Here is a 24,326-nt window from a genome sequence, read left to right on the forward strand (position 1 = left end):
GCCACCCTTAGTAAGTCCGGACTTTTGGTTCGAAGGCTGGAACAGTCTTCGGCGCAAAGTTGACGCCGCGCTTGGCAACGCGCTTCTCACCCGGGTAGTACAGGGTGTGGCACAGCCAGTTTTCGTCGTCACGGTCTTCGAAGTCTTCACGGGCGTGAGCGCCGCGGGACTCTTTACGGGCTTCCGCCGCGATGGCGGTAGCTTCGGCAACTTCCAGCAGGTTCTGCAGCTCCAGCGCTTCGATACGCGCGGTGTTGAAGGCCTGGGACTTGTCGTTGATCTTGACGTTGGCGATACGGTCACGCAGACCGGCCAGTTGCTCGATACCCTTCTGCATGTATTCGCCAGTACGGAATACACCGAAGTAGTTCTGCATGCAGCTCTGCAGCTCGCGCTTCAGGCTGGCAACGTCTTCACCGCTGGTACGCTCGTTGAGCTTGTTCAGGCGGTTCAGGGCAACATCGACGTCGGTGTCGCTGGCGTCGCGGTATTCCACGCCTTCGCTCAGCGCCTTCTCCAGGTGCAGGCCGGCAGCACGGCCGAACACCACCAGGTCGAGCAGCGAGTTGCCGCCCAGGCGGTTGGCACCGTGAACCGATACGCACGCCACTTCACCTACGGCGAACAGGCCCGGGATGATGTGATCCTGACCGTCAGCGTCCATGGTGATGGCCTGGCCATGGATGTTGGTGGCAACGCCGCCCATCATGTAGTGGCAGGTTGGAACCACCGGCACCGGCGCGACCACAGGGTCGACGTGGGCGAAGGTCTTGGACAGTTCGCAGATACCTGGCAGGCGGCTGTGCAGCACTTCCTCGCCCAGGTGGTCCAGCTTCAGCAGTACGTGGTCCTTGTTCGGGCCCACGCCATTGCCGGCGATGATTTCCTTGACCATGGAACGGGCAACCACGTCGCGGCCGGCCAGGTCTTTCGCGTTCGGCGCGTAACGCTCCATGAAGCGCTCGCCGTGGGCGTTGATCAGGTAGCCACCTTCACCACGGCAACCTTCGGTGACCAGTACACCGGCGCCGGCGATACCGGTCGGGTGGAACTGCCACATTTCGATGTCCTGCACCGGCACGCCTGCACGCAGGGCCATGCCGATACCGTCACCGGTATTGATCAGGGCGTTGGTGGTGGACGCGTAGATACGGCCTGCACCGCCAGTGGCCAGTACGGTGGCCTTGGACTTGATGTACAGGGTTTCGCCGGTTTCGATGCAGATGGCGATCACACCCACGAATGCGCCGTCCTGGTTCTTCACCAGGTCAACTGCGTAGTACTCGTTGAGGAACGTGGTACCCGCTTTCAGGTTGCCCTGGTACAGGGTGTGCAGCAGCGCGTGACCGGTACGGTCCGAAGCGGCACAGGTACGGGCGGCCTGGCCACCTTTACCGAAGTCCTTGGACTGACCACCGAACGGGCGCTGATAGATGCGGCCGGTTTCGGTGCGCGAGAACGGCAGACCCATGTGGTCCAGTTCGAAGACCGCAGCCGGGCCTTCCTGACACATGTACTCGATAGCGTCCTGGTCACCGATGTAGTCGGAACCCTTGACGGTATCGTACATGTGCCAGCGCCAGTCGTCGTTCGGGTCGGCCGAAGCGATGGCGCAGGTGATGCCGCCCTGGGCGGATACGGTGTGCGAACGGGTCGGGAAGACCTTGGTGACTACGGCAGTCTTGTGGCCGCCTTGAGCCAGTTGCAGCGCTGCGCGCATGCCGGCGCCGCCGCCACCGATGATGATGGCGTCGAAGGAAATGGTTGGAATGCTAGCCATGGATCAGATACCCCAGAGAATCTGCACACCCCAGACGAAGTAAGCGAACATCGCAACGCCGCATACCGCCTGGAACAGGAAACGAATCGCAGTTGCCGACTTGCCGAACGACATAGGCGTCAGGTAGTCGGTTGCAATGGTCCACATGCCAACCCAGGCGTGAGCGCCCAGGGCAACGAGGGCCAGCAGACTGAAGATCCGCATCGCGTTGTTGGAGAACAGACCATGCCACTGGGTGTAGTCGATGCCTGGGTGGGCGACCACGTAGCCGATCAGGAAGAGGAAGTAAGCCGCGAGAACGACCGCAGAAACGCGCTGCGCCATCCAGTCATAGAGGCCCGAACGCGACAGGTTCGTGACATTGGTTACCATACCCAAACTCCCACCAGAACGATCAGCACCACGGAGATGACGATCACGATTTTCGAGCCCAGCTTGCCGCCTTCCAGCGTCTCACCGATACCCATGTCCATGATCAGGTGACGAACACCTGCCACGAGGTGATAAAGCAGGGCGGACAGCAGACCCCAGGTCACGAACTTGGCCAGCGGGCTGGTCAGACACGCCTTCACCTCACCGAAGCCTTCCTCGGAACCCAGCGACTTGCCCAGTGCATAAAGCATGATGGCAAGGCCGATGAACAGGATGACGCCGGAGATACGGTGCAGGATGGACGTGTACGCAGTGACGGGGAGCTTGATGGTCCTTAGGTCTAGGTTTACAGGTCGTTGGCTTTTCACGGCTTTTTTCACACTGAAGAGCCCCTAGCGAATCAGGGCAAAGTTGTTGGTAAGTGTACTGGTCAGGTACCCACCACCCAGGGAACGGCGACCCCCAGCAGTTCGGGCTTGCAAGCCCCTGGCGGTCGGGTGCCGAGTATAGACAGTTAGGCTGCTTATGACAACGTGACGGGGTAGCCCAAATAGCGCATTGCCTTTAATGAACAAAAGGCGTAAATGGGCGAGAATTTCGGGAAAAATCAGGCTTGAATGCCTGATTCAACAAGCCTTTAGGCAAATTGACATCTGAATTTATCCCTCTATAGTGGTGCGGGCCCTGCGTGGGGGGTCTGTCTGATGATTTCAAGCATTAATAGGAGGCCACATGGCTGACAAAAAAGCGCAGTTGGTCATCGAGGGCGCTGCCCCCGTCGAGCTGCCCATTTTAACCGGCACCGTTGGTCCTGATGTAATCGACGTCCGCGGGTTAGGGGCCACTGGTCACTTCACCTTCGACCCAGGTTTCATGGCGACTGCCTCGTGCGAGTCGAAGATCACCTATATTGACGGCGACAAAGGTATCCTGCTGCACCGCGGCTACCCGATCGAGCAACTCGCCGAACAGTCCGACTACCTCGAAACCTGCTACCTGCTGCTCAACGGCGAACTGCCGAATGCCGAGCAGAAGGCCCAGTTCGTCAGCACCGTCAAGAACCACACCATGGTTCACGAGCAGCTGAAGTCCTTCTTCAACGGCTTCCGCCGCGACGCTCACCCGATGGCGGTGATGTGCGGCGTGGTCGGCGCCCTGTCGGCGTTCTATCACGACTCCCTGGACATCAATAACCCGCAACACCGCGAAATCTCCGCGGTGCGCCTGGTCGCCAAGATGCCGACCCTGGCTGCGATGGTTTACAAGTACTCCATGGGCCAGCCGATGATGTACCCGCGCAACGACCTGTCGTACGCGGAAAACTTCCTGCACATGATGTTCAACACCCCGTGCGAGATCAAACCGATCAGCCCGGTGCTGGCCAAGGCAATGGACCGGATCTTCATCCTCCACGCCGACCACGAGCAGAACGCCTCCACCTCCACCGTTCGTCTGGCCGGCTCGTCGGGTGCCAACCCGTTCGCCTGTATCGCCGCCGGTATCGCTGCACTGTGGGGCCCGGCCCACGGCGGTGCGAACGAAGCCGTACTGACCATGCTGGATGAAATCGGCGATGTTTCGAACATCGACAAATTCATCGCCAAGGCCAAGGACAAGAACGACCCGTTCAAGCTGATGGGCTTCGGCCACCGCGTGTACAAGAACCGCGACCCGCGCGCCACCGTGATGAAGCAGACCTGCGACGAAGTCCTGCGCGAGCTGGGCATCAAGAACGACCCGCAGCTGGAACTGGCCATGCGCCTGGAAGAGATCGCCCTGACCGATCCTTACTTCATCGAGCGTTCGCTGTACCCGAACGTCGACTTCTACTCGGGGATCATCCTCAAGGCGATCGGCATTCCGACCAGCATGTTCACCGTGATCTTCGCCCTGGCACGTACCGTGGGCTGGATCTCGCACTGGAAAGAAATGCTCTCCAGCCCGTACAAGATCGGCCGTCCGCGCCAGCTGTACACCGGTGAGCAGAAGCGTGACATCGTTGCTCTGAAAGACCGCAAGTAAGCGTTGATCGCTGAACGTAAAAGGCTGCCCTCGGGCAGCCTTTTTTATTGTAAATCCTGCCGGTCGCAGTTCGGCCTTTGCGGGGGCGACCTTGCGTCGCGAAAGGGCTGCAAAGCAGCCCACGCAATATTGCGCCAAGCCTAAGATTCGGAGGCCGCTGCGCGCCCCATTCGCGACGCAAGGCCGCTCCCACAGAGACCGCGCGCCGCGTTAAACCTCAGTTTTTCTCAGCCCGCTCGCGCAGAGCTTTCAGGGTATTGAACGGCGCATCCACCACGAACTTGTTGGCCACCATTGCCGGCACGCTGCCGCCCGGCTCGGTGTGCACCTGGTAGGTCACCTCCGTGCTGTCGCCCTTGGGCACCAGCTTCCAGAAGCCCTCAACCTTGGCCACCCGCACAAAGCCCTTCTCTTCCGGCAAATAGGTCGGCTCTTCCTTCAGGTTACGCACCAGGCTGCCGTCCGTCTCCTTGACCGTGGTCACATGCAAAACCGAATCACGCGGCGTCACCGGCCAGGGTGTATTGAACTGGGTGTAGGTCCAGGTCTGGTCACCTTCTTGCTTGAGCAATTTCTGCAACTTGCACTCATGAATCCATGCGCAGGCACCCACCACATCTTCCTGCAACGCCTGCACCTTGGCCAGCGGCGCCTTGATCACGGTAACGCCCTGATAGGCCTTGTACTTGGAACCCGCCACTTCGCTGAGGGATACCTTGATCCCGTCCTCGTTCTTGGCCACTTGCCAGTTTTCAGCCCAGGCCACAGGCGACAGCAGAACACCCACGCCACACAGCAGTGCAATACGCTTGAACGATCTCATCATGTTTATCCTTGTTGTCGAAGATCCAGCCTGTCACGCCGCCGTCATCTGCTCCCACCAGCCAAGAATCCTGATTGCCTCGTCACGATCACTGCCGCACACCTCGGCATCCGCCTTGAAGCCACCGCACACCGCCGGCCGCTCGGGCTTGCCGAACAGGTCGCAAAGGTTGGCCGCAGTCAGGTGCAGGCAGCGCTCACCCGCCGGCTTGCCATTGGGCATTCGCGGCATCGCAGAAGTGATGGACGGGGCGATGCAGCAGGCACCACAGCCCTCACGGCATTTCATGGCTATTCACCAAAATCAGGACTCCCTGGAACAAAACGGGACGAACGTCCCTGGATAGTAACCGCTCAAACAGTCGTTTGAAATTGCTGGCACGATGAAATCTGCTGTGACCCAGCAGTCAGTTCTCGCCTATTGGCGATACTCGAAATCGATGGCAGCGCCCTCCACCTCACGACGGCTATCATTGCGCAGTTGCAGCTGCATTTCGTTGTTGATCAGCCGGCCATTGAGCTGGAACGGGCTGTCATTGGTCTCTGGCTTTTCTGTGAACATGGGCGGCAACAAAGGTTTGCGCCGCTGGATTGGGGAAAGCGTGCCCACATTCGGCTCAAGGTTGTTGACCATCTCGAGGGGCAAGCTAAGGTCCAGCCCTGTCTTGGGCAATGGCTTGGCAACCGCTTTGCTGACCGGCTTGTGCGCGGGCTTGGCTGTCGCCTTTTTTGGCACGTGCTTACCCTGAGCCGCCTGAACCTCGCTTGCCGGTTGCGCAGCCAAGGCAGGGACGACCGGGCAGCAAAACGGCAAAAGGCACACGATCAGAACAAAGCAGCGCAAAACGTTCATGGCAAATGGACAGACTGGCAGGAAAAATGCGTATGCTCCCTGTTCCATAGGCAGCTTGCAAGCCTTACAAAAGCGTAACCGCAGTCTCCCTGCACAACTGCTGCGCCAGCAAACCGAGCGTAATCACAGCCCGCTCGGCCTCCTTATTCCAAGGTATGCCGCAGTTGAGTCGGACACAGTGGTTGAACTGCTCTGTGTTACTGAATATCAGTCCTGGCGCAATGCTGATGCCCTGCTCCAGCGCACGCACATGCAGCTCCTGGGTATTGACCCGACCCGGCAGGCTCACCCAGAGAATGAAGCCGCCTGTCGGCCGGGTCATCTGGGTACCCTCGGGGAAGTGCTGCTGCACTGCCAACTGATAGGCACTGAGGTTCTTGCGATATTCCTGGCGTATGTAGCGCAGATGCCGGTCGTAGCCGCCATTCTCCAGGTAGGCTGCCACGCCCATCTGCGTCACGCTACAGGCCGAGTGGGTGGTAAACGTCTGCAGGCGCTGAATCTCGTCCTGGTAACGCCCGGCGATCATCCAGCCCACCCGCACGCCAGGGGACAGGGTCTTGGAGAAGCTCGAACAGTAGATTACCCGGTCCAGCCGGTCGAACGCCTTCAGCGCCTTGGTCTTGCCCTGCTCGAACATCAGCTCACCGTAGATGTCATCCTCAATGATCTGGATATCGAAGTCCGAGGCCAGGCGCAGCAATTGCTTTTGCCGCTCTTCGGGAACGGTGCCGCCCAGCGGGTTGCTCAAGCGCGCAGTGAGCACCAGCGCCTTGATCGACCATTGGTTAGCCGCCAGTTGCAAGGCTTCGAGGCTGATACCGGTGGACGGGTCACTGGGGATTTCGATCACTTTCAAACCCAGCAGGTCAGCCAGCTGCAGCAAGCCGTAATAGGTCGGCGACTCGGCGGCAATCAGGTCACCTGGGCGGGTGAGCACCCGCAGCGACATCTGCAGGGCATCGACACACCCATGGGTCACGATCACTTCGCGCGGGTCGACCAGCACGCCGGCATCGCGCATGCGTATGGCAATCTGTCGGCGCAGCGGCTCGAAACCGGGGCTGAACATGTAGCTGAAGGCGCGCGGGCTGTGGAAGCGCGTCACCTTGGCGATTTGCTGATGCAGGGCGCGCACTGGCAGGTAGTCGACATGCGGCACTGCAGCGCCAAACGGGAACACACCATCGCGGCGCGCCTCAGTCAGCACCTGCTGGATGATGCTGGCGCGCGTGACCAGGCCGGGGCGTTCCACCCGGGCGATGTCCGGGGTTTGCGCGGTCAAGGCAGGGGTCTGGTGCACGTAATAGCCAGACTGCGGCCGCGCCCGGATAAGCCCTTGGTCCTCAAGATTGGCATAGGCCTGCAACACCGTGGCATGACTGACGTTGAGCTGGGCGCTCATCTTGCGCACGGAAGGTACCCGCTCGCCTGGCTGGTAGACACCGCGACGGATATCATCGGCCAGTTGCTGGGCGATACGCTGGTACAGCAGCAGGTTGGTCATGTCGACATGCTCGTTATTCTTGTACGGGTCACTGACGGTAGAGAATACCGTAACAGTTGCAAAGTGTACTGGGACAGATTGCAACATAGTCGACAATACAACAGCGTGACCGCTATCGAAACGATTAAACCGACATAAAACGGGCCGCAAAGCGGCCCGTTTCGACAAGACTCAGCGCGCTGGCGCGAGCCGACCCTTGTCATCGGAGAATACGATCTCCACTCGTCGGTTTTGCGCCCTGCCCCGCTCCGAAGCATTGGCCTCGATCGGGTACTGGTCGCCATAGCCCTCGACCTGCAGGCGCTTTTCATCGATGCCCAGGTCCACAAGCATGTCGGCCACGGACTGCGCCCTGTCGCGCGACAGCTTGAGATTTTCCTCGCCCGCGCCAGTACTGTCGGTATAGCCCTCGATACGCACTACCCGGCGCGGGTTGAGCTGCAGGAACTGCACCAGCTTGAGCACAGTCCGGCTGGCCGAGTTCTTCAGGTCGGCGCTGCCGGTATCGAACAGCACATCGCCCAAGGTCATCACCAAGCCACGGTCGGTCTGCTCCGAAGCCAACGCGGCAATCTGCGACTCGACCCACTTGCCCTGCTGCTGCACGCTGGCCAACTTGGCCTCACGCAAGGCCAGCTGCAGGCGCTGGCGCTCCAGGTCGAGCTTGGCCTGGCGCTCCTGGTTCAGCGCCAGCTTGGCATGCTCGCGGGCAATCTCGCTGTAGCGCTGGCTGAGGTAAGCATAATGCCGCACATCAGAACCGGTGCCGATGTAACTGGACAGGCGCTCGGCGCGAGCCAGCGATTCACCCGCCCGAATCACGTCACGCGGCGCGCTGCGCAGCACATCGGAATCATCTTTGACCCCCTGGAAGGCGACGGTGGCCTCATCCAGCGCGGCACTGCTGCGCTGGCTGGCACAACCTTGCAAACCTGCCGTCAGCGCCAACAATGCCAATGCAGCCAAAGGCGTACGACGGATCATGGCTGCACCTCCAGTTGCTTGCGCAAGCGCTTGACCCGCGACTGCAGCACCTGCAGCTGCTCTTCGCTCTTCTGGTTCAGCACCTGGGCCTCGGCCAGGCGCGCATCCAGCTCGGCCTGCTCGGCGCGCATGCGCGCATCGCGATAGTCCTGGGTAAGCATGTTGGCCTTGGCGCGGGCCAGCTTGTCTTCAGCCAGTTTGAGCGTTTCTACCTGCTCAGTGGCGCCGACGGCCTTGGCCTGGTCCAGAGCCTGTTCGGAAATGCGCATCTGCTCGTCAGGGGCCGGATCATTGGCGCAGCCAGCCAGGCCGAGCACGGCCAGGGCGAGGATTAGTGGTTGGGTTCTCACGCAATCTTCCTAGTGTTTGGGGGCGTCCGCAGGCACGTGCAACTGCGCTTTCCAGCGCTCGACATTACGTTGCAGCACAGCTTCGGATGCACCAGAGATCGGCAATTCTGTCAGTTTTTTTGCCAATTGCCCACGCAACCAGCTGTCATTGCACGCCGAGTTGTGCGACAGCGCCAGGTACAGGCCCGGCCTGTCCACCGGCAAGCCGCGGGCTATCAGGTCATTGCTCATACCCAGGCTCTGGGCCATGGCCATACCGGAGTAACGGCCAGCCAGCACATAATCCACCTGGCCGAGTACCAGTTTCTGGAACGCCTGGGTCAGGTTCTGCGCCGGCACCAGCTTGAGCTGGGCCTTGGCGAACGCAGTAAAGGCCGGGGTCAGGCGCGCACGCTCGGACAAACTGCCCTGGTACCTGGCCAGGTCGGCCGGGCCATCAAAGGTCACCGCTGCATCATGACGGGTCCACACCAGGTACTCATTGAGCTGCAACGGCGGATGGATGTAGTCCAGCGCGGTCAGTTGCTCCACCTGCATGGGGGTGTCGAGCAGCAGGTCCATGCGCCCGCTGCGCACCTCTTCCAGCGCCTGATCACGGCGACCGGCACTCAGCACCTCGACCTTCACACCCAGCTCTTCCGCCACCTGGCGCAACAGGTCAACGTTGGCGCCGACCAGGTGCTTCGGGTCTTTCGGGTCCTGCCACGAATAGGGCGGCGCATCAGGGCTGCCGGTCGCCACCAGGCGCTCGCACTTGCCTGCGGCCATGGCCAGTGGTGACACCAACAGCGCCACACATGCCAGCACCCTGCCCGTTCCGCGCAACGTCATCCCTCACCCCTCAAGCCGTAAAAAAACCCGACCCTCAAAACGAGGGCCGGGTTCTTTATAAGTGAAGCAGGCGGATCAGACCAGCTTTTCCAGCTCCGGAACCGCTTCGAACAGGTCAGCGACCAGGCCGTAGTCGGCCACCTGGAAGATCGGCGCTTCTTCGTCCTTGTTGATCGCCACGATCACTTTGGAGTCTTTCATGCCGGCCAGGTGCTGGATCGCGCCGGAGATACCGACGGCGATGTACAGCTGTGGCGCAACGATCTTGCCGGTCTGGCCGACCTGCATGTCGTTCGGCACAAAGCCTGCGTCGACCGCGGCGCGCGAAGCACCGACGGCGGCGCCGAGCTTGTCGGCCAGGCTGTACAGGTGTTTGAAGTTGTCACCGTTGCCCATGCCACGGCCGCCGGAAACGACGATCTTGGCTGCGGTCAGCTCTGGGCGGTCGGACTTGGCCAGCTCTTCGCCAACGAAAGCCGAAATACCGGCGTTGTGCGCAGCGCCAACAGCCTCGACGGCAGCCGAACCACCTTCGGCGGCCACGGCGTCGAAGCCGGTGGTACGCACGGTGATCACCTTGATGGCCGCGCTCGATTGCACGGTGGCAATGGCGTTACCCGCGTAGATCGGGCGCTTGAAGGTGTCGGCGGACTCGACCGAGATGATCTCGGAGATCTGGTCCACGTCCAGCAGCGCGGCAACGCGCGGCAGGATGTTCTTGCCATTGGTGGTAGCCGGGGCCAGCACGTGGCTGTAACCCTTGGCCAGCTCGACGATCAGCGGCGCGACGTTTTCCGGCAGGACGTGGGCGTAGGCGGCGTTATCAGCCACCAGCACCTTGGCAACACCAGAGATTTTGGCAGCGGCTTCAGCAACGCCACCGACGTTCTGGCCTGCGACCAGCACGTGCACATCACCACCGATCTTGGCGGCTGCGGCGACAGTGTTCAGGGTGGCCGGGGCTACGGCACCGTTCTCCGGACCTTGTAGAAGGTCAGCGACAACCAGGATAGTCATATCAGATTACCTTCGCTTCGTTCTTCAGCTTCTCGACCAGTTCGGCCACCGATTTGACCTTGATGCCAGCGCTGCGGGCAGCCGGGGCTTCAACCTTCACGGTCTTGTTGGTGGAGGCGAGGGAAACGCCCAGTGCGTCTGGAGTAACAGTCTCCAGCGGCTTCTTCTTGGCCTTCATGATGTTCGGCAGCGACGCATAGCGTGGCTCGTTCAGGCGCAGGTCGGTGGTGACGATCGCGGGCAGGTTCAGTGCAACGGTCTGCAGGCCGCCATCGATTTCACGGGTGACATTCAGCTTGTCGCCAGCGACTTCGACCTTGGACGCAAAGGTACCCTGGGCGAAGCCAGTCAGCGCGGCCAGCATCTGGCCGGTCTGGTTGTTGTCACTGTCGATGGCCTGCTTGCCGAGGATGACCAGCTGCGGCTGCTCCTTGTCGACAACGGCCTTCAGCGCCTTGGCCACGGCCAGGGAGTTCAGTTCGTCAGCGGCTTCTACCAGGATGGCACGGTCGGCACCCAGGGCCAGGGCAGTACGCAGTTGCTCCTGGGCGGTGGTCGGGCCGACGGAAACGACGACGATCTCGGTCGCAACGCCTTTTTCCTTCAGGCGCACGGCTTCTTCGACGGCGATTTCGCAGAAGGGGTTCATGGACATCTTGACGTTAGCAAGGTCGACGCCGGAGTTGTCCGCTTTGACGCGAACCTTGACGTTGTAGTCGACCACTCGTTTGACAGCTACAAGAACCTTCATGGATTCCTCGTTACTCTCCGGTGAATAGATAGTCGCCTGGGGCAGAGCCCAGCGATGCGCGTGGGTACAAGGGCACCTCTAAAAACGTATCGGGAGGCAGCAACTTCACAGTGACCAAACAGTCTTGTTCGGACTCTTGCGACAAATCCTCACGGGTCATTTCCTGTCGTGGCGTGTAAACTCCACTACAAACTGGCCTAAGCCCGCAAAACCCTGCTCCACACCTGGTCTTTAGAGGTGTACCTGCGCCCGGCTGCAAGCCTACGGCGAACGTAAAACCGCTCGTATCTTGACCGTAACACCCATTCCGGTCAATACGGCAAATCGGTCACCCTCCAGCCGCGTTCCTGTGATTTTACTGGCCTGCGGCAAATTCAAACAAACGTTTGTATTGGACCCGCCAAGTGGTGTAGATATAATGCGCGGCCAAGACAAAACGGTGTAGTCCGTCATTTGCCCAGCTACAGTTCCGCCGTTGCGTAGAACCGCTGCGAATGCCCCGCACCCATAAGACAAAGCAACAGCACGAGCCTTGATGAGTAGGAGAGAACCAGTGGAACGCGAATACATGGAATTCGACGTGGTCATCGTCGGCGCCGGCCCGGCGGGCCTGTCCGCCGCCTGCCGCCTGAAGCAGAAGGCCGCCGAAGCCGGTAGCGAAATCAGCGTCTGCGTGGTGGAGAAAGGCTCTGAAGTCGGCGCCCACATCCTCTCTGGCGCAGTGTTCGAGCCCCGCGCCCTGAACGAGCTGTTCCCCGACTGGAAAGAGCTCGGTGCACCGCTGAACACCGAAGTGAAGCGCGACGACATCTACGTGCTCAAGGATGCCGGCAGCGCGACCAAGGTGCCTGACCTGTTCGTGCCCAAGACCATGCACAACCATGGCAACTACATCATCTCGCTGGGCAACCTGTGCCGCTGGCTGGCCCAGCAGGCCGAGAACCTCGGCGTGGAAATCTACCCGGGCTTCGCCGCCCAGGAAGCGCTGTTCGACGACAACGGCGTGGTCCGCGGCATCGTTACCGGCGACCTCGGTGTCGACCGTGAAGGCAACCCCAAGGACGGCCTGTACACCCCGGGCATGGAACTGCGCGCCAAGTACACCCTGTTCGCCGAAGGCTGCCGTGGCCATATTGGCAAGCAGCTGATCAAGCGCTTCAACCTCGACAGCGAGTCCGACGTCCAGCACTACGGCATCGGTCTGAAGGAAATCTGGGAAATCGACCCGGCCAAGCACGAACAGGGCCTGGTGGTGCACACCGCCGGCTGGCCGCTGGACGTGGTGGCCAAGGAAAACACCGGTGGCTCGTTCCTCTATCACCTGGAAAACAACCAGGTGGTGGTCGGCCTCATCGTCGACCTGTCCTACGCCAACCCCTACCTGTCGCCGTTCGACGAATTCCAGCGCCTCAAGCACCACCCGGTGATCAGCCAGTACCTCGAAGGCGGCAAGCGCATCAGCTACGGCGCCCGCGCCTTGGCCAAGGGCGGCATCAACTCGCTGCCGAAAATGGTCTTCAATGGTGGCGCGCTGATCGGTTGCGACCTGGGCACCATGAACGTGGCCAAGATCAAGGGCAGCCACACCGCGATGAAGTCCGGCATGCTTGCTGCCGAAGCAGTGGCCGACGCATTGATCGCCGGTAGCGAAGGCGGCGATCAATTGAACAGCTATGTCAGCGCCTTCAAGGCCAGCTGGCTGTACGAAGAACTGTTCGCCAGCCGCAACTTCGGCCCGGCCATGCACAAGTTCGGCCCGCTGCTGGGCGCGGCGTTCAACTATGTCGACCAGAACTGGTTCGGTGGCAAGCTGCCGTTCACCCTGCACGACACCAAGCCGGACTATGCCTGCCTCAAGCTGGCCGCCGACTCGAAAAAGATCGACTACCCGAAACCGGACGGCAAGCTCAGCTTCGACAAGCTCAGCTCGGTATTCCTCTCCAGCACCAACCACGAAGAGGAACAACCCTGCCACCTGAAGCTGACCGATCCGAGCGTGCCGATCGCCAGCAACCTGCCGCTGTACGACGAGCCAGCCCAGCGCTACTGCCCGGCCGGCGTGTACGAAGTGGTCACCCAGGAAGACGGCAACAAGCGTTTCCAGATCAACGCGCAGAACTGCGTACACTGCAAGACCTGCGACATCAAGGACCCGGCCCAGAACATCACCTGGGTCACCCCTGAAGGCGCTGGCGGGCCGAACTACCCGAACATGTAAGGCCCCTGCCCTTGCGGCAACAAAAAGCCCCCGGTACTTATGGGCCGGGGGCTTTTTGTTGGCTGCCATTATCAGGCAGTACGCACTTCCTCAAAGAGTTCTGGATGGCGATCCAGCAGCTTGAGCAGTTTCACCAACGCCACTGGCGGTGTGGTCTTGCCGTTTTCATAACGGGAGAACGCATTGACCCCACCACCGAAGATTTCCCCCGCTTCACGCTGGTCGAGGTCGAACTTTCTGCGTATGGAGGCAATAAAGGAAGGATCCACAACATTTGCGTTGACCTGGCGCTCGAATGCCGTCATCAAGTGACTGACACGCATGGCTTCATCATGACTCAGTACACATTCACCACATGCGGAGCAGTAATCGCCACTTACCTCAGGGATCACTGTCATCTCGCCTTTGTAGCTATAGGGCATGCCCTGAATGTCAGGTGCAAGCTCCGAGCCGCCGCATATTGGACATCTCATGGTTACAACTCCTTGAAAGACACGATGAGCACGTCGTCTACCACGGACAATTTCAAATAAACGTACCCAATTGCTGTAAGCGGGCGATACACATCCTGCCCAACCCGGTGGTCAATATGGCTGGTCATGCTCTTGTAGAAATCAGTGCGCTTCAAGCTGGTGATCACCTCAAGCATGCCCGGAAAATCCATTCCCAGCGCCTTGGCGCCTTTCAATGCAGCACCCGTAGGGCGGATTCGCCTTGCCGCAGCCAGGGCTTTTACCCGCTCCAGCGGGCAATTAGGCATTCTCTTTTCCATGAGAAATTAACCTTCCAGGTTAAATTTGGCTAATAGGTTATTCCAATAGCCCCCACCTGGAAGTCTGCCCCAATGCCCCGCAGCCGTTACCGGCTCATTTGTCGCCACACATGACCGGCATCGGCTCAGCCGCAAACACCAAAGGCTCACGACGCCCGAAATACAGGGCCGTCAGCAGCCCCACCGCGCCCATGATCAGACAAAACCCGACACACACCCATGGGCTCCACGGCATCAGCGCAATCAGTGCCAACGGCGTGGTACTGGCCCACAGTGCGTAGGCCACGTTGTAGGTGAAGGAAATGCCCGATACGCGGATCTGCGCCGGGAACAGCCCCACCATCACCGAGGGCACCACCCCCACCACGCCGCAGCTCAACCCCGCCAGCGCATAGGCCAGCCAGGTCATGCCCCACTGCCCCACCAGGCTGGCGTACAACGCGCCGATACCCAGCGGCAGCAACAGGCTATACAGCATCAGCGCGCGCCAGGCACCCACACGGTCGACCAGCAGCCCGGCCAGCACGCAGCCCATGTTGAGGAAGACGATGCCCACGCTGCTCAGGGCGAAGGTGTGCCCGGCACTCATGCCGAAGCGCTGCTGCATCACCGTCGGCGTGATCACCACCAGCACCACCACCGCCGAGGTCAGCACACAGGTCAGCAACGCGGCAGGGATCAATGCCCGGCGGTGTTCACCCAGCACTCGCCGCAGCGGAAAACTCACAGGTTGCTCCTGGCGCGCGCGCAGGGCGAGGAACACCGGTGTTTCACTGAGCCAGCGGCGCAGCCACACACCCACCACACCGAACACCCCACCCAACAGGAACGGGTAGCGCCAGGCGTAATCGAGGATTTCCTGCGGGGTGAACAGTTGCGCCAGCAAGGTGGCGGTCAGCGCCCCCAGCAGGTAGCCGAAAGTCAGCCCGGCCTGCAGAAAGCCCAGGGCATAACCGCGCCGCCCGTTGGGCGCGTGCTCGGCAACGAACGTCCAGGCGCTTGGCACTTCACCGCCTACGGCAGCCCCCTGGAGGATGCGCAAGGCCAACAGGATCAGCGGGGCGGCATAGCCGATGTCGGCATAGGTCGGCATCACCCCGATCAGCAGACACGGCAGGGCCATCATCAGGATGCTCAGGCTGAATACCCGCTTGCGCCCCAGGTGGTCGGCGAAGTGCGCCATCAGGATGCCGCCCAGCGGCCGCGCCAGATAGCCGGTGACGAAGATTCCGAAGCTTTGCAGCAAGCGCAGCCATTCGGGCATCTCGGGCGGGAAGAACAGCTGGCTGAGGGCCAGCGCGAAGAACACGAAAATGATGAAGTCGTAGATTTCCAGCGCGCCACCCAGCGCCGCCAGGCCCAGGGTCCGATGGTCGCCGCGGCTGAACCGGGGCGGGCGAGCGGTATCGATGGCAGTCATGGCAGGGTCCGCAGATCGGCAAAGGGCAAGAGCATAACAAATAGCTGCCCGATTGCCCCGCCGGTGGTACCGCTAGCGGTTGAACACCGTATGCGCAAAGTTGGCTCGCGGCCGTGACCGCGCTGTACTGGCCGGCAGGGTGCCCGGCAGCGGTAGCCTGCCGACCACCATCGGTGCGTCGATGATTGCCATGAACGTCTCCAGCGCCTCGTTATCGGGCGCCTGAGGCAGGCTCAGGCTGACCGCCTGGCGCTCGGCCTGCGGCACTGCTGGCACTTTCAACTGGCTGGAATGGTAAAGCAGTGCATGCTGGATCTGTGTGCTGACACGGCAGAAGCGCTCTAGATCGACGCCACAATGGCTGGCCAGCTCAATATTGCCCAGCAACAGGTGAAAGGGCTGCAAGGCGCACTGCACCAGGCGCTGCAGCTCCTCGAAGCTGGCCACTGGGGCTATCCGGTAATAGCCCAAACCATTGAGCAACCGCTCCAGCTGCAGGCGCTGGCACGGGTGTGTATCGGCGATGAGAATGCGCAGGGTCTTGTTTACCATGGTCGGACCTAGGCCATTGGGTAATGGGCACGCTCCATGACCATACTGCGCCAATAACGGCTAATGCCAAGGCCATGCCCGGCAACGGTCTTCTTTGATAGAAGTCGGGAAAGCCGCATAAATCAAGTGATTGACTGACGGAATTTGCATTTGCCTTTAACCTGGCAATCAGGATTCCCATTGCCGCATGCGCACCCGGCAGTGCTTCATGGCATTGACGATGTGCTTTTCCACCAGGCTGCGGGAGATGCCCAGCCGCTCGGCGATCTGCAGATGTGAAAGGCCTTCGATCTTGCGCAGCAGGAAGCATTCGCGGCAGGGGCCGGTCAGTTCGTCAAGCGCCCGCTGCATGAGGGCCAGGCGTTGGTTGAGCTGCAGTTCCTGCGCCAGCGCCGGCACATGCCCGCCCTCATCACTGTCGAGTATCTCAAGCGGTTCGGCCTGACGCACCAGATGGCGACGATGACGGTCGATCACCAGGTTCAGGGCGATACGGTACAGGAATGCGCGCGGATGCTCGATCTGCCCGTTGTCCGTTCGCTCCAGTACCCGCAGGTAGGCATCGTGGGCAACATCCTCTGCCGCCTGACGGTTACCCAAGCGCGCGGACAGGAAACACACCAACTCACGATAGTAACGTTCCACAAACACACCTGGAGTCGTCTGCACACCCACGCTGGGGCAGATGCAGAACTGAGTGATATCAGCGTGCGATCTTACAAAATATAATGATTCTCAGCAACGCACACCTGCGCTGTGCTTACCGTCAACCCGACGCCCGTACAACCTTGAGATTGCGGGCATACCAGGGGCGCTGCGGCACCCGTGGTTGCAGCCGGGCAAAGAGGTCTTCGTTGCCATAAATGATGCGCAACGCCAGCTTCATGGTTTCCGGGTCCATTTCGACGCTTCGACCGGGCCGCAAGCCCGGCACCGTCGAACAGCCATGGGTATCGGGACCCAGCCACGGGTCAGCCACCGCCACCCAACGCCCGGGTGCGAACCAGGGCACGCCGTTCACCTGCAAGCGGCGGATCTCACCCGGGTGGACCCGCTCATGGGCTCGGAACCAATCGTCGACTCGGTCGTCGATCCAGCCATGAAAATGCCAGAACACCGGGTTTACATGTGACGAGAACGGGTCGCCGAGAAAATCGTTGCGTGCTTCGAACCAGCGCTCAGCGAAATCACCCGGGGTACGTGCAGCAGGCACCGGCATACCGTTGGACGGGTCGCGCGGCACCGCCGCCCAACGCATGTGCAACCAGTCATGCAGGCCCAGCTCCAGTTCTGAGCCGAACTGCCCCAAGGTCAGCTTGCTCAGATATTCCGGATCACTGTAGCGCGACTCCCAGACCTGAAAGTTGCCGTGGAAGGTATCCGGGCTTTTGATGTCGCGTACCCACTGGGTGTACTCCTGGTCGTCATGGGCCAGCCAGGTCGGTGGCAAGGCATTGCCGTCGTGGTTGTCGAAGTAACGGGCAAAACCGATGCGGTCACGCTCAAGCTCCGGCTGAGGCAGCGGGAACCGCGTCCACGAAGGCAGGTCCTGCAGGGCCCTGGCACTGCCGAGCATGTGCCGGTGCATGAACAGGAAGTCCTCTCCGGAACCGTTGCGATCCTTGTGCCGGCCACGCGCATCACGCTCCTGTCCACGCGGCCCGGGTTGCCAGCCCAAGCCACGCAGGGCGGATTGCTTGTCCTCTTCCAGCTTGTGCCACTTGTCCCGCGATGCGTGCCATAGCTGGTGGAACAGCCGATGCTCCGGCGAAATGAGCCAAGCCAGCAGCTGTGGCGACAGCGGCGTACGTTCGCGAGCCTCCGGGAAAGGCCGCTTCAAGGCCAGGAAGCCATTGTCCAGAACAGGCAGAGACAGGGCGCGGTCCAGGGCCGAGATACGACCATTGAGCGTTGCCGGCCCGGCATTGCCATAGGCGCCCCAGACCTCATCGAGCACCACATGGCATTCATAGCGCGCCTGCCCTGCACCGGGCTCGGTTGAAAACAGCCGCCAGCGCAACATCCCGGGCTTGTCCGTCAGCAAGTCACCCATGACCCGATAACGGGGTTCCTGCTCACTGCGCAGGCGTTCGGCGGTGTCCAGGTAACCTCGCAGCCCCCGGCCATTGCTGGCGACATCCAGAAACAATTCCAGCTCCCCGTCGGGCAAACCCAGCAGTTGGGCATCCTTGCCCTGTGCAGTCCAGCGCCAGATGCCCCGCAGGATGTCACCCAGCTGCTGCAGGCGGGTATCGGCCAACTCGACAACAGCCTCGCCAGGCGTTTCCGGAAACGCCTCGGCATCCCGCTGGCGCTGTATATACAGCGCTCCGGGTACCGCTACGCCCGTCAATGCCACAGCAGCGATGAACCCGCGTCGAGAAATCGTCATTGCAACTACCTGCGCCTTCATTGCGGCCATGGAGCACGGCCCGTCCAAGGCTAGAACGTTGTACCTGCACTGAAATTTAACGCCGCGGCCGGGGCGGCTAAATTTCCTCCGCGTCGACTCGTTCACCCCAGGTAGCGACGGCCTCTGTGCCCTCCCTCGACGGCGAACCTACCGAGACCAAGATGACGACACCACGCTGGAAAAAAGCCCTGTACATCAGCCTGGCTGCGGCAGTCGCCGCGGGTGCCGGTCTGGCTGCCTGGTACCATTTCGCGGCCCCTGGCGGCTACTCCCGGGAAGTCGTTCGTCAAGCCAACGACTTGCAGGAACGCATCATCTCGTTCGACAGCCATGTCACCTTGCCGCTGGACTTCGGCAACGAAGGCAGCGAAGCCGACAAGGACGGACCGGGCCGCTTCGACCTGGCCAAGGCTGCCCAAGGGCGGTTGTCTGGCGCGGCGCTGACCATCTTTGCCTGGCCCGAATCCTGGACGGGCGCAAACAGCCCGCATCGCCCCACGCCAGGTTTCGTCGAGGCCGCCCGCCACACCCAGGAAGTGCGCTACAACGCCATCACCGCAATGGTGCGCGACTTCCCCGAACGCGTCGCCATCGCCTACACCCCACAGGACATGCGGCGCTTGCACGGCGAAGGCAAGTTCGCGGTGTTCCTGAGCATGCTCAACGCGTATGCGCTGGGGGACGATATCGACCAGCTCGACCGCTGGGCGGCACGCGGGGTGCGCATGTTCGGCTTCAGCTACGTCGGCAACAACAGCTGGGCCGACTCGTCTCGCCCCTTACCGTTCTTCAATGACACTGTCGATGCGCTCGAGGGTCTGTCCCCCATCGGCAAGCGCGCCGTACAACGGCTCAATGACCTGGGTGTGATCATCGATGTCTCGCAGATGTCCAGCAAGGCGCTGAACCAGGTCATTCAGCTCAGCCGTACTCCGGTGGTGGCGTCGCACTCGGCACCACGGGCCATGGTCGATATCAACCGCAACCTGTCCGACAAGGAAATGCAGTTGATCAAGGAAAGCGGCGGGGTCGTGCAACTGGTCGCGTTCTCCAGCTACCTCAAGCCGCTCAGCGCGCAGACCCAGGAAAAGCTCAATGCCTTGCGTGCCCGCTACGCGCTGCCGCCACTGGCTGACCTGAACTACGCGCTGATGCCTGGCGACCCGGTCATAGCCGGCTGGCCCGAGCAGAAGGTCGGGCAATATGCCAACGAACTCTATGCAATCCTCGAACAGGAGCCGCCAGCGACCCTGAAGGACTACGGTGATGCCATCGATTACACCGTGCGCAAGCTCGGCATAGACCACGTAGGCATCAGCTCGGACTTCAACGAAGGCGGCGGCATCGACGGCTGGCACGACGCCAGCCAAGCACGCAACGTAACGGCCGAACTCATTACCCGCGGCTACTCCGAAGCCGACATCGCCAAGCTTTGGGGTGGCAACTTCCTGCGCGTCTGGGCACAGGTACAGAGCGCCGCCCGCGGTACCGACACTTCACTGCGCTAAGCCATTGGGCACCTTTATGAACGACCGCCGCAATTTTCTCAAAAGGGCCGGCATCCTCGCCGCTGGCCTGCCCCTCGCCAGCCATCTGCTACCCGTTGCCGAGGCCGCCACGCCGATACCGAGCGCCGGCAACCAACGATGGGCCGATTTTCGCCGCCTGTTCGAACTCGACCCAAACTATGCGCACTTCGCCAACTTCCTGATCACCTCTCATCCAAGGCCGGTACGCGAAGCCATCGAGGCCCTGCGTGCACGTTTCGACCGTCACCCGGCGCTGATGGTCGACTGGGATGCCCAGTCGGAGTGGAAGCACGAGGCTGAGGTACGCCAATGGGCGGCACGCTACCTGGAGGTGGCGCCACGCCAGATTGCCCTGACGGGCAGCACTACCGAGGGCCTGGGTTTGATTTATGGCGGCATCAAGCTGGCGCCCGGCCAGGAAATCCTGACCACGGTGCACGAGCATTCCGCCGCACGGCAGACCATGAACTACCGCAGCGCCCGCGATGGCAACCCGGTACGCAGGCTACGCCTGTTCGAGCAACCCTGGCAGGTGAGCACCGACCAGGTGCTGGGTACCGTGCGGGCCGCCATTTCCCCACAAACGCGCGTGCTGGGCATGACCTGGGTACATTCGGGCAGCGGGGTGAAACTGCCGGTTGGCGAAATCGGTGCGCTCGTACGCGAGGTCAATCAGAACAGGGACGAACGCGACCATATCCTGTATGTCATCGACGGGGTTCACGGTTTTGGCGTCGAGGACATGCGCTTCGCCGACCTGAACTGCGACTACTTCATATCCGGGACCCACAAGTGGATGTTCGGCCCCCGCGGGACAGGCATCATCTGCGCTGCATCCTCGGCGCTGGGGCAGTTGCACCCGAGCATCGCCACCTTCTCCGAAAACGAAGACTTCGCCACCATCATGAGCCCGGGCGGCTACCACGCCTTCGAGCACCGATGGGCCCTGGGCAAGGCATTCGAATTGCACCTGCAAACCGGCAAGGCAGCCGTGCAGGCGCGTATCCACGCCCTCAACGAATACCTGAAACAACAGCTGGAAAGCCTGCCCGCCATCGAACTCGTGACCCCGCGCAGCAGCACTTATTCAGCGGGTTTCACCTTCTTCCGCGGCAAAGGCCAGGACGCCGACGAACTGGCCAGGTACCTGACGAGCCAACGCATCGTCGTCGACGCCGTTTCGCGCGATGCCGGGCCAGTGGTGCGCACTGCGCCGGGCCTGTTGAATACCGAAGCGGAAATCGACCGACTGGTCGACGTGCTGCGCCAGCGCTTGCGCGCCTGACAGGCCGCGCCAGGCATCGCGATCCCATGCCTAACCTGCACAACGACAACCGACGAGGCTTACCGTGGACTTTCAGCGCATACTCGAAAAACTGTTCGTCAATGCCCATGCCGTCGGTATCGAAGGCGTGTTCCAGTTCGACTTCGGCCAGGGGCTCGCCTACTGGTCGGAGGTATGCGACAACCCATGCACGGGGGGGGGCCGGCATGAGGCTCCGGACGTCACGATCGAAGTGGCCCAGGATGACTTCCTCGGCATCATGGCGGGCGCTGTCGACGTAGAGGAGCTGTTCGCCAGCGGACGCCTGAAAATAACCGGCAACATGGGCCTGGCGACCCTGCTGCCGCAGGTTATCAGCAGCGCGCGGCAGGGCACGACCGCCAGCAAGGCCGCGATGAACCAGCGCTACCCCACGCCAGGACGCTACAGCGAGGAGGTCTCGGCAGCCCAACCCGCGCTGCATGAGGTACAACGCCTGTCACGGGCCGAAATGCCGCCGTCGCGGTTTCACCATGAACACCTTTCAACGGGCGTGCCAGTGGTGCTGAGCGATGCCCTTGGCGACTGGCCGCTGTTCACCATGGGCCGTGACGCTTCGCTGGCCCACTTTGCCGAGCTGCAGGGCATCACCCGGCATGGTGACTACGTGAAGAAGACGTTCTCTACCGACCGCGACTTCCGCGCCACCCCCATGGCCGACTTCATCGCTTCGCTCGACAAGCCGGCCAAGCCCGGCGAGCCGCCCGCCTACATGGGCAACAATATCGTGCCGGAAAAGCTGCAGGCTCTGATCCGCTACCCGGACTACTTCGATCGCCAGCGCTTCATTCCACCGCGCATCTGGATCGGTCCCAAAGGCACCCTTACACCCCTGCACCGGGATGACACCGACAACCTGTTCGCCCAGGTCTGGGGGCAGAAATCGTTCATTCTGGCAGCACCGCACCATCGCGCCGCACTGGGCACCTGGTCAACCAGCCCGAAGGGCGGCCTGGACGGCTGCGATTTCAACCCCGATGCCCCCGACTACGAACGCTTCCCCGAAGCCCTTAAGGTGCCCTTCCTGCGTGTGGTATTGCAGGCCGGCGACTTGCTGTTCCTGCCCGAGGGCTGGTTCCACCAGGTAGAGTCAGTGTCCACGTCGCTGTCCGTGAACTTCTGGGTAGACTCCGGACGCGGCTGGTAACCGGCGTGACGGCAACCTGATCTTGATGGGCCATTGGCGCAGGCGATGGGCCGCAACGCGGCCCTGACAATGGTTCAGACTGCCGCGATCAACGCCTCTGCAAAGCGCTGCGCCACGTCATCGATCTGCTCAGCGCTGATGATCAACGGCGGCAGGAAGCGCACCACCGCGCCATGCCGCCCGCCCAGTTCCAGGATCAACCCGCGCTTGAGGCACTCGCGCTGCACCTTGGCCGCCAGCTCTCGGTTGGCCTGTGGATACCCCAAGGCATCCCACTCGCCCTGCGGCTCCACCAGTTCGACCCCAAGCATCAAGCCACGCCCACGCACATCACCCAATTGCGGATAGTCGCGTTGTAATTGCTGTAAGTGCTGACGCAGGCGCAGCCCCATGGCCTCGGCATGCTCGGCCAGGCGATGCTCGACCAGGTAGTGGATCACCGCCGAACCCGCCGCCATGGCCATCTGGTTGCCACGGAAGGTACCGGCATGGGCGCCCGGCTTCCAGGTGTCCAGCCAGTCGCGATAGACGACTACCGCCAGCGGCAGGCTGCCACCGATGGCTTTGGACAAGGTGACCACATCGGGCACGATGCCGGCGTGCTCGAAGGCGAACATGCGCCCGGTACGGGCGAAGCCGCTCTGGATCTCATCGACGATCAACGCCACGCCCGCCTGCTCGGTAATGCGCCGCACGCCCTTGAGCCATTCGATGTCGGCCGGAATTACCCCGCCCTCACCCTGTACCACTTCGAGGATCACGGCGGCGGGCAGCGGCACGCCGCTTTCCGGATCGAGCAGCAGGTTTTCCAGGTAATGCAGGTTGGCCTTGACCCCGGCCTCACCACCCAGGCCGAACGGGCAGCGGTAGTCGTAGGGGTACGGCATGAACTGCACGCCGCTGCTCAGCAACGCACCCAGTGGCTGCTTGGGGCCAAGGCTACCCATCAGACTCAACGCGCCCTGGCTCATGCCATGGTAGGCGCCGTGGAAGGCCAGCACGGTGCTGCGCCCGGTTGCACCACGCACCAGTTTGAGCGCCGCTTCAACGGCGTCGGTACCGGTTGGGCCGCAGAACTGCACCTTGGCCTCGCGACGCAGCGCCTCGGGCAGGATGCCGAACAGGTCCTGGACGAAACGGTCCTTGACCGGTGTGGTCAGGTCGAGTGTATGCAGCGGCAGTTCGTCAGCCAGCACGCGCTGGATTGCCTCGACTACGACCGGGTGATTATGACCCAGGGCCAAGGTGCCAGCGCCGGCCAGGCAGTCGATGAACTGGCGGCCTTCGACGTCTTCGACATGGATGCCCCGGGCGCGCTTGAGCGCCAGCGGGATGCGCCGCGGGTAGCTGCGGGCGTTGGATTCCTGCTGTTGCTGACGTTGTAGCAAAGGCGAATCGGTGAATTCGTACAAGGGTTGCGGCAAGCTGGCCGGTGCAACCTGGGCAAGGCTGGAAGCGGTGGACATGGGTGAATCCTCGCAAGCAAGCGGATGGGCGGTTATCGCTTTGGAAACGCTTGAGGGGGGGGAGGATTTAGCGGTTGTTACTGGATTTTATTTTTGTCTGTGCCGGCCCTTTCGCGGGTAAACCCGCTCCTACAAGGACCGCACCGCCCGTAAGAGCGGGTTCACCCGCGAAGAGGCCAGCACAGACAAACCCGCC

Annotated in this window: 24 protein-coding genes; 5 read left to right on the forward strand and 19 right to left on the reverse strand. The window is 61.6% G+C overall.

Annotation, left to right across the window (positions count from 1 at the left end; translation table 11 throughout):
* Positions 1–7 precede the first annotated feature (7 nt).
* From sdhA to sdhC, 3 genes are read right to left on the reverse strand one after another with little or no spacing between them, the layout of a single operon-like run.
* On the reverse strand, positions 8–1,780 hold the full coding sequence (gene sdhA / locus AA098_RS19215; RefSeq protein ID WP_003254213.1) for a succinate dehydrogenase flavoprotein subunit: 1,773 nt from the start codon (positions 1,778–1,780) through the stop codon (positions 8–10).
* A gap of 3 nt (positions 1,781–1,783) precedes the next feature.
* Positions 1,784–2,152, reverse strand: coding sequence for a succinate dehydrogenase, hydrophobic membrane anchor protein (gene sdhD, locus AA098_RS19220; protein ID WP_003254214.1), 369 nt, complete (start codon positions 2,150–2,152; stop codon positions 1,784–1,786).
* A complete protein-coding gene (gene sdhC, locus AA098_RS19225) occupies positions 2,146–2,532 on the reverse strand; it encodes a succinate dehydrogenase, cytochrome b556 subunit (RefSeq protein WP_008091902.1) in 387 nt (128 codons plus the stop codon). The genes sdhD and sdhC overlap by 7 nt, the downstream gene beginning before the upstream one ends.
* A 352-nt stretch (positions 2,533–2,884) precedes the next feature.
* On the opposite strand from sdhC, the gene gltA reads away from it, so the two are divergent.
* Complete coding sequence (gene gltA, locus AA098_RS19230; protein WP_003254218.1) at positions 2,885–4,174, forward strand: citrate synthase; 1,290 nt, start codon at positions 2,885–2,887, stop codon at positions 4,172–4,174.
* A gap of 217 nt (positions 4,175–4,391) precedes the next feature.
* Here gltA and AA098_RS19235 read toward each other — a convergent pair whose 3' ends face one another.
* The 9 genes from AA098_RS19235 to AA098_RS19275 form a co-directional block, all read right to left on the reverse strand.
* The gene (locus AA098_RS19235) at positions 4,392–4,997 is read right to left on the reverse strand and encodes an START domain-containing protein (protein ID WP_047604107.1); all 606 of its coding nucleotides are present in this window, start codon (positions 4,995–4,997) and stop codon (positions 4,392–4,394) included.
* Positions 4,998–5,030: 33 nt separating this feature from the next.
* Complete coding sequence (locus tag AA098_RS19240) at positions 5,031–5,285, reverse strand: YkgJ family cysteine cluster protein (protein ID WP_003254220.1); 255 nt, start codon at positions 5,283–5,285, stop codon at positions 5,031–5,033.
* Positions 5,286–5,414: 129 nt separating this feature from the next.
* Positions 5,415–5,849: a hypothetical protein gene (locus AA098_RS19245; RefSeq protein ID WP_064615255.1), complete on the reverse strand. Its 435-nt coding sequence runs from the start codon at positions 5,847–5,849 to the stop codon at positions 5,415–5,417.
* A gap of 64 nt (positions 5,850–5,913) precedes the next feature.
* Entirely contained in the window at positions 5,914–7,356 is a 1,443-nt protein-coding gene (locus AA098_RS19250) for a PLP-dependent aminotransferase family protein (protein WP_003254223.1), read from the reverse strand.
* A 171-nt stretch (positions 7,357–7,527) separates the two neighbouring features.
* On the reverse strand, positions 7,528–8,340 hold the full coding sequence (locus AA098_RS19255; RefSeq protein ID WP_003254225.1) for an OmpA family protein: 813 nt from the start codon (positions 8,338–8,340) through the stop codon (positions 7,528–7,530).
* A complete protein-coding gene (locus tag AA098_RS19260) occupies positions 8,337–8,690 on the reverse strand; it encodes a DUF4398 domain-containing protein (protein WP_003254227.1) in 354 nt (117 codons plus the stop codon). Before AA098_RS19260 ends, AA098_RS19255 begins: the two co-directional genes overlap by 4 nt.
* A 9-nt stretch (positions 8,691–8,699) precedes the next feature.
* Positions 8,700–9,521: an ABC transporter substrate-binding protein gene (locus AA098_RS19265; protein WP_003254229.1), complete on the reverse strand. Its 822-nt coding sequence runs from the start codon at positions 9,519–9,521 to the stop codon at positions 8,700–8,702.
* Positions 9,522–9,596: 75 nt separating this feature from the next.
* Positions 9,597–10,538, reverse strand: a complete 942-nt coding sequence (locus tag AA098_RS19270; RefSeq protein WP_004573654.1) for an electron transfer flavoprotein subunit alpha/FixB family protein — start codon at positions 10,536–10,538, stop codon at positions 9,597–9,599.
* 1 nt (position 10,539) lies between these two features.
* Positions 10,540–11,289 (reverse strand): electron transfer flavoprotein subunit beta/FixA family protein, encoded by a 750-nt coding sequence (locus AA098_RS19275; RefSeq protein ID WP_003254232.1) that lies wholly within the window; start codon positions 11,287–11,289, stop codon positions 10,540–10,542.
* Positions 11,290–11,824: 535 nt separating this feature from the next.
* Between AA098_RS19275 and AA098_RS19280 the strand changes: the two genes are divergently transcribed.
* Positions 11,825–13,507, forward strand: a complete 1,683-nt coding sequence (locus AA098_RS19280) for an electron transfer flavoprotein-ubiquinone oxidoreductase (RefSeq protein ID WP_010954959.1) — start codon at positions 11,825–11,827, stop codon at positions 13,505–13,507.
* A 71-nt stretch (positions 13,508–13,578) separates the two neighbouring features.
* On the opposite strand, the gene AA098_RS19285 is transcribed toward AA098_RS19280, so the two are convergent.
* The 6 genes from AA098_RS19285 to AA098_RS19310 form a co-directional block, all read right to left on the reverse strand.
* Positions 13,579–13,980, reverse strand: coding sequence for a type II TA system antitoxin MqsA family protein (locus AA098_RS19285; protein WP_003254235.1), 402 nt, complete (start codon positions 13,978–13,980; stop codon positions 13,579–13,581).
* Positions 13,981–13,982: 2 nt separating this feature from the next.
* Positions 13,983–14,279 carry a type II toxin-antitoxin system MqsR family toxin gene (locus AA098_RS19290; RefSeq protein WP_064614922.1) on the reverse strand — a complete coding sequence of 99 codons (297 nt, stop codon included), beginning with the start codon at positions 14,277–14,279 and terminating at the stop codon, positions 13,983–13,985.
* Between the two features lie 94 nt (positions 14,280–14,373).
* A complete protein-coding gene (locus tag AA098_RS19295; protein WP_064614923.1) occupies positions 14,374–15,699 on the reverse strand; it encodes an MFS transporter in 1,326 nt (441 codons plus the stop codon).
* Between the two features lie 72 nt (positions 15,700–15,771).
* Positions 15,772–16,251, reverse strand: coding sequence for a hypothetical protein (locus tag AA098_RS19300; protein WP_003254240.1), 480 nt, complete (start codon positions 16,249–16,251; stop codon positions 15,772–15,774).
* Between the two features lie 168 nt (positions 16,252–16,419).
* A complete protein-coding gene (locus AA098_RS19305; protein ID WP_064614924.1) occupies positions 16,420–16,896 on the reverse strand; it encodes a sigma-70 family RNA polymerase sigma factor in 477 nt (158 codons plus the stop codon).
* A gap of 121 nt (positions 16,897–17,017) precedes the next feature.
* On the reverse strand, positions 17,018–18,643 hold the full coding sequence (locus AA098_RS19310; protein WP_003254243.1) for a twin-arginine translocation signal domain-containing protein: 1,626 nt from the start codon (positions 18,641–18,643) through the stop codon (positions 17,018–17,020).
* 182 nt (positions 18,644–18,825) lie between these two features.
* Here AA098_RS19310 and AA098_RS19315 point away from each other — a divergent pair, with 182 nt between their 5' ends.
* The 3 genes from AA098_RS19315 to AA098_RS19325 all read left to right on the forward strand — a co-directional run bounded on the left by AA098_RS19315 (position 18,826) and on the right by AA098_RS19325 (position 22,664).
* Entirely contained in the window at positions 18,826–20,172 is a 1,347-nt protein-coding gene (locus tag AA098_RS19315; RefSeq protein WP_004573661.1) for a dipeptidase, read from the forward strand.
* Positions 20,173–20,188: 16 nt separating this feature from the next.
* Positions 20,189–21,478 carry an aminotransferase class V-fold PLP-dependent enzyme gene (locus tag AA098_RS19320; protein WP_003254246.1) on the forward strand — a complete coding sequence of 430 codons (1,290 nt, stop codon included), beginning with the start codon at positions 20,189–20,191 and terminating at the stop codon, positions 21,476–21,478.
* 64 nt (positions 21,479–21,542) lie between these two features.
* Positions 21,543–22,664, forward strand: a complete 1,122-nt coding sequence (locus AA098_RS19325) for a cupin-like domain-containing protein (RefSeq protein ID WP_003254249.1) — start codon at positions 21,543–21,545, stop codon at positions 22,662–22,664.
* 74 nt (positions 22,665–22,738) lie between these two features.
* Here the strand turns inward: AA098_RS19325 and AA098_RS19330 are convergent, their stop codons facing one another.
* Positions 22,739–24,130, reverse strand: a complete 1,392-nt coding sequence (locus tag AA098_RS19330) for an aspartate aminotransferase family protein (protein WP_054889238.1) — start codon at positions 24,128–24,130, stop codon at positions 22,739–22,741.
* Between the last annotated feature and the right edge of the window lie 196 nt (positions 24,131–24,326).

It is taken from the genome of Pseudomonas sp. JY-Q (assembly GCF_001655295.1).
Classification (GTDB): domain Bacteria; phylum Pseudomonadota; class Gammaproteobacteria; order Pseudomonadales; family Pseudomonadaceae; genus Aquipseudomonas; species Aquipseudomonas alloputida.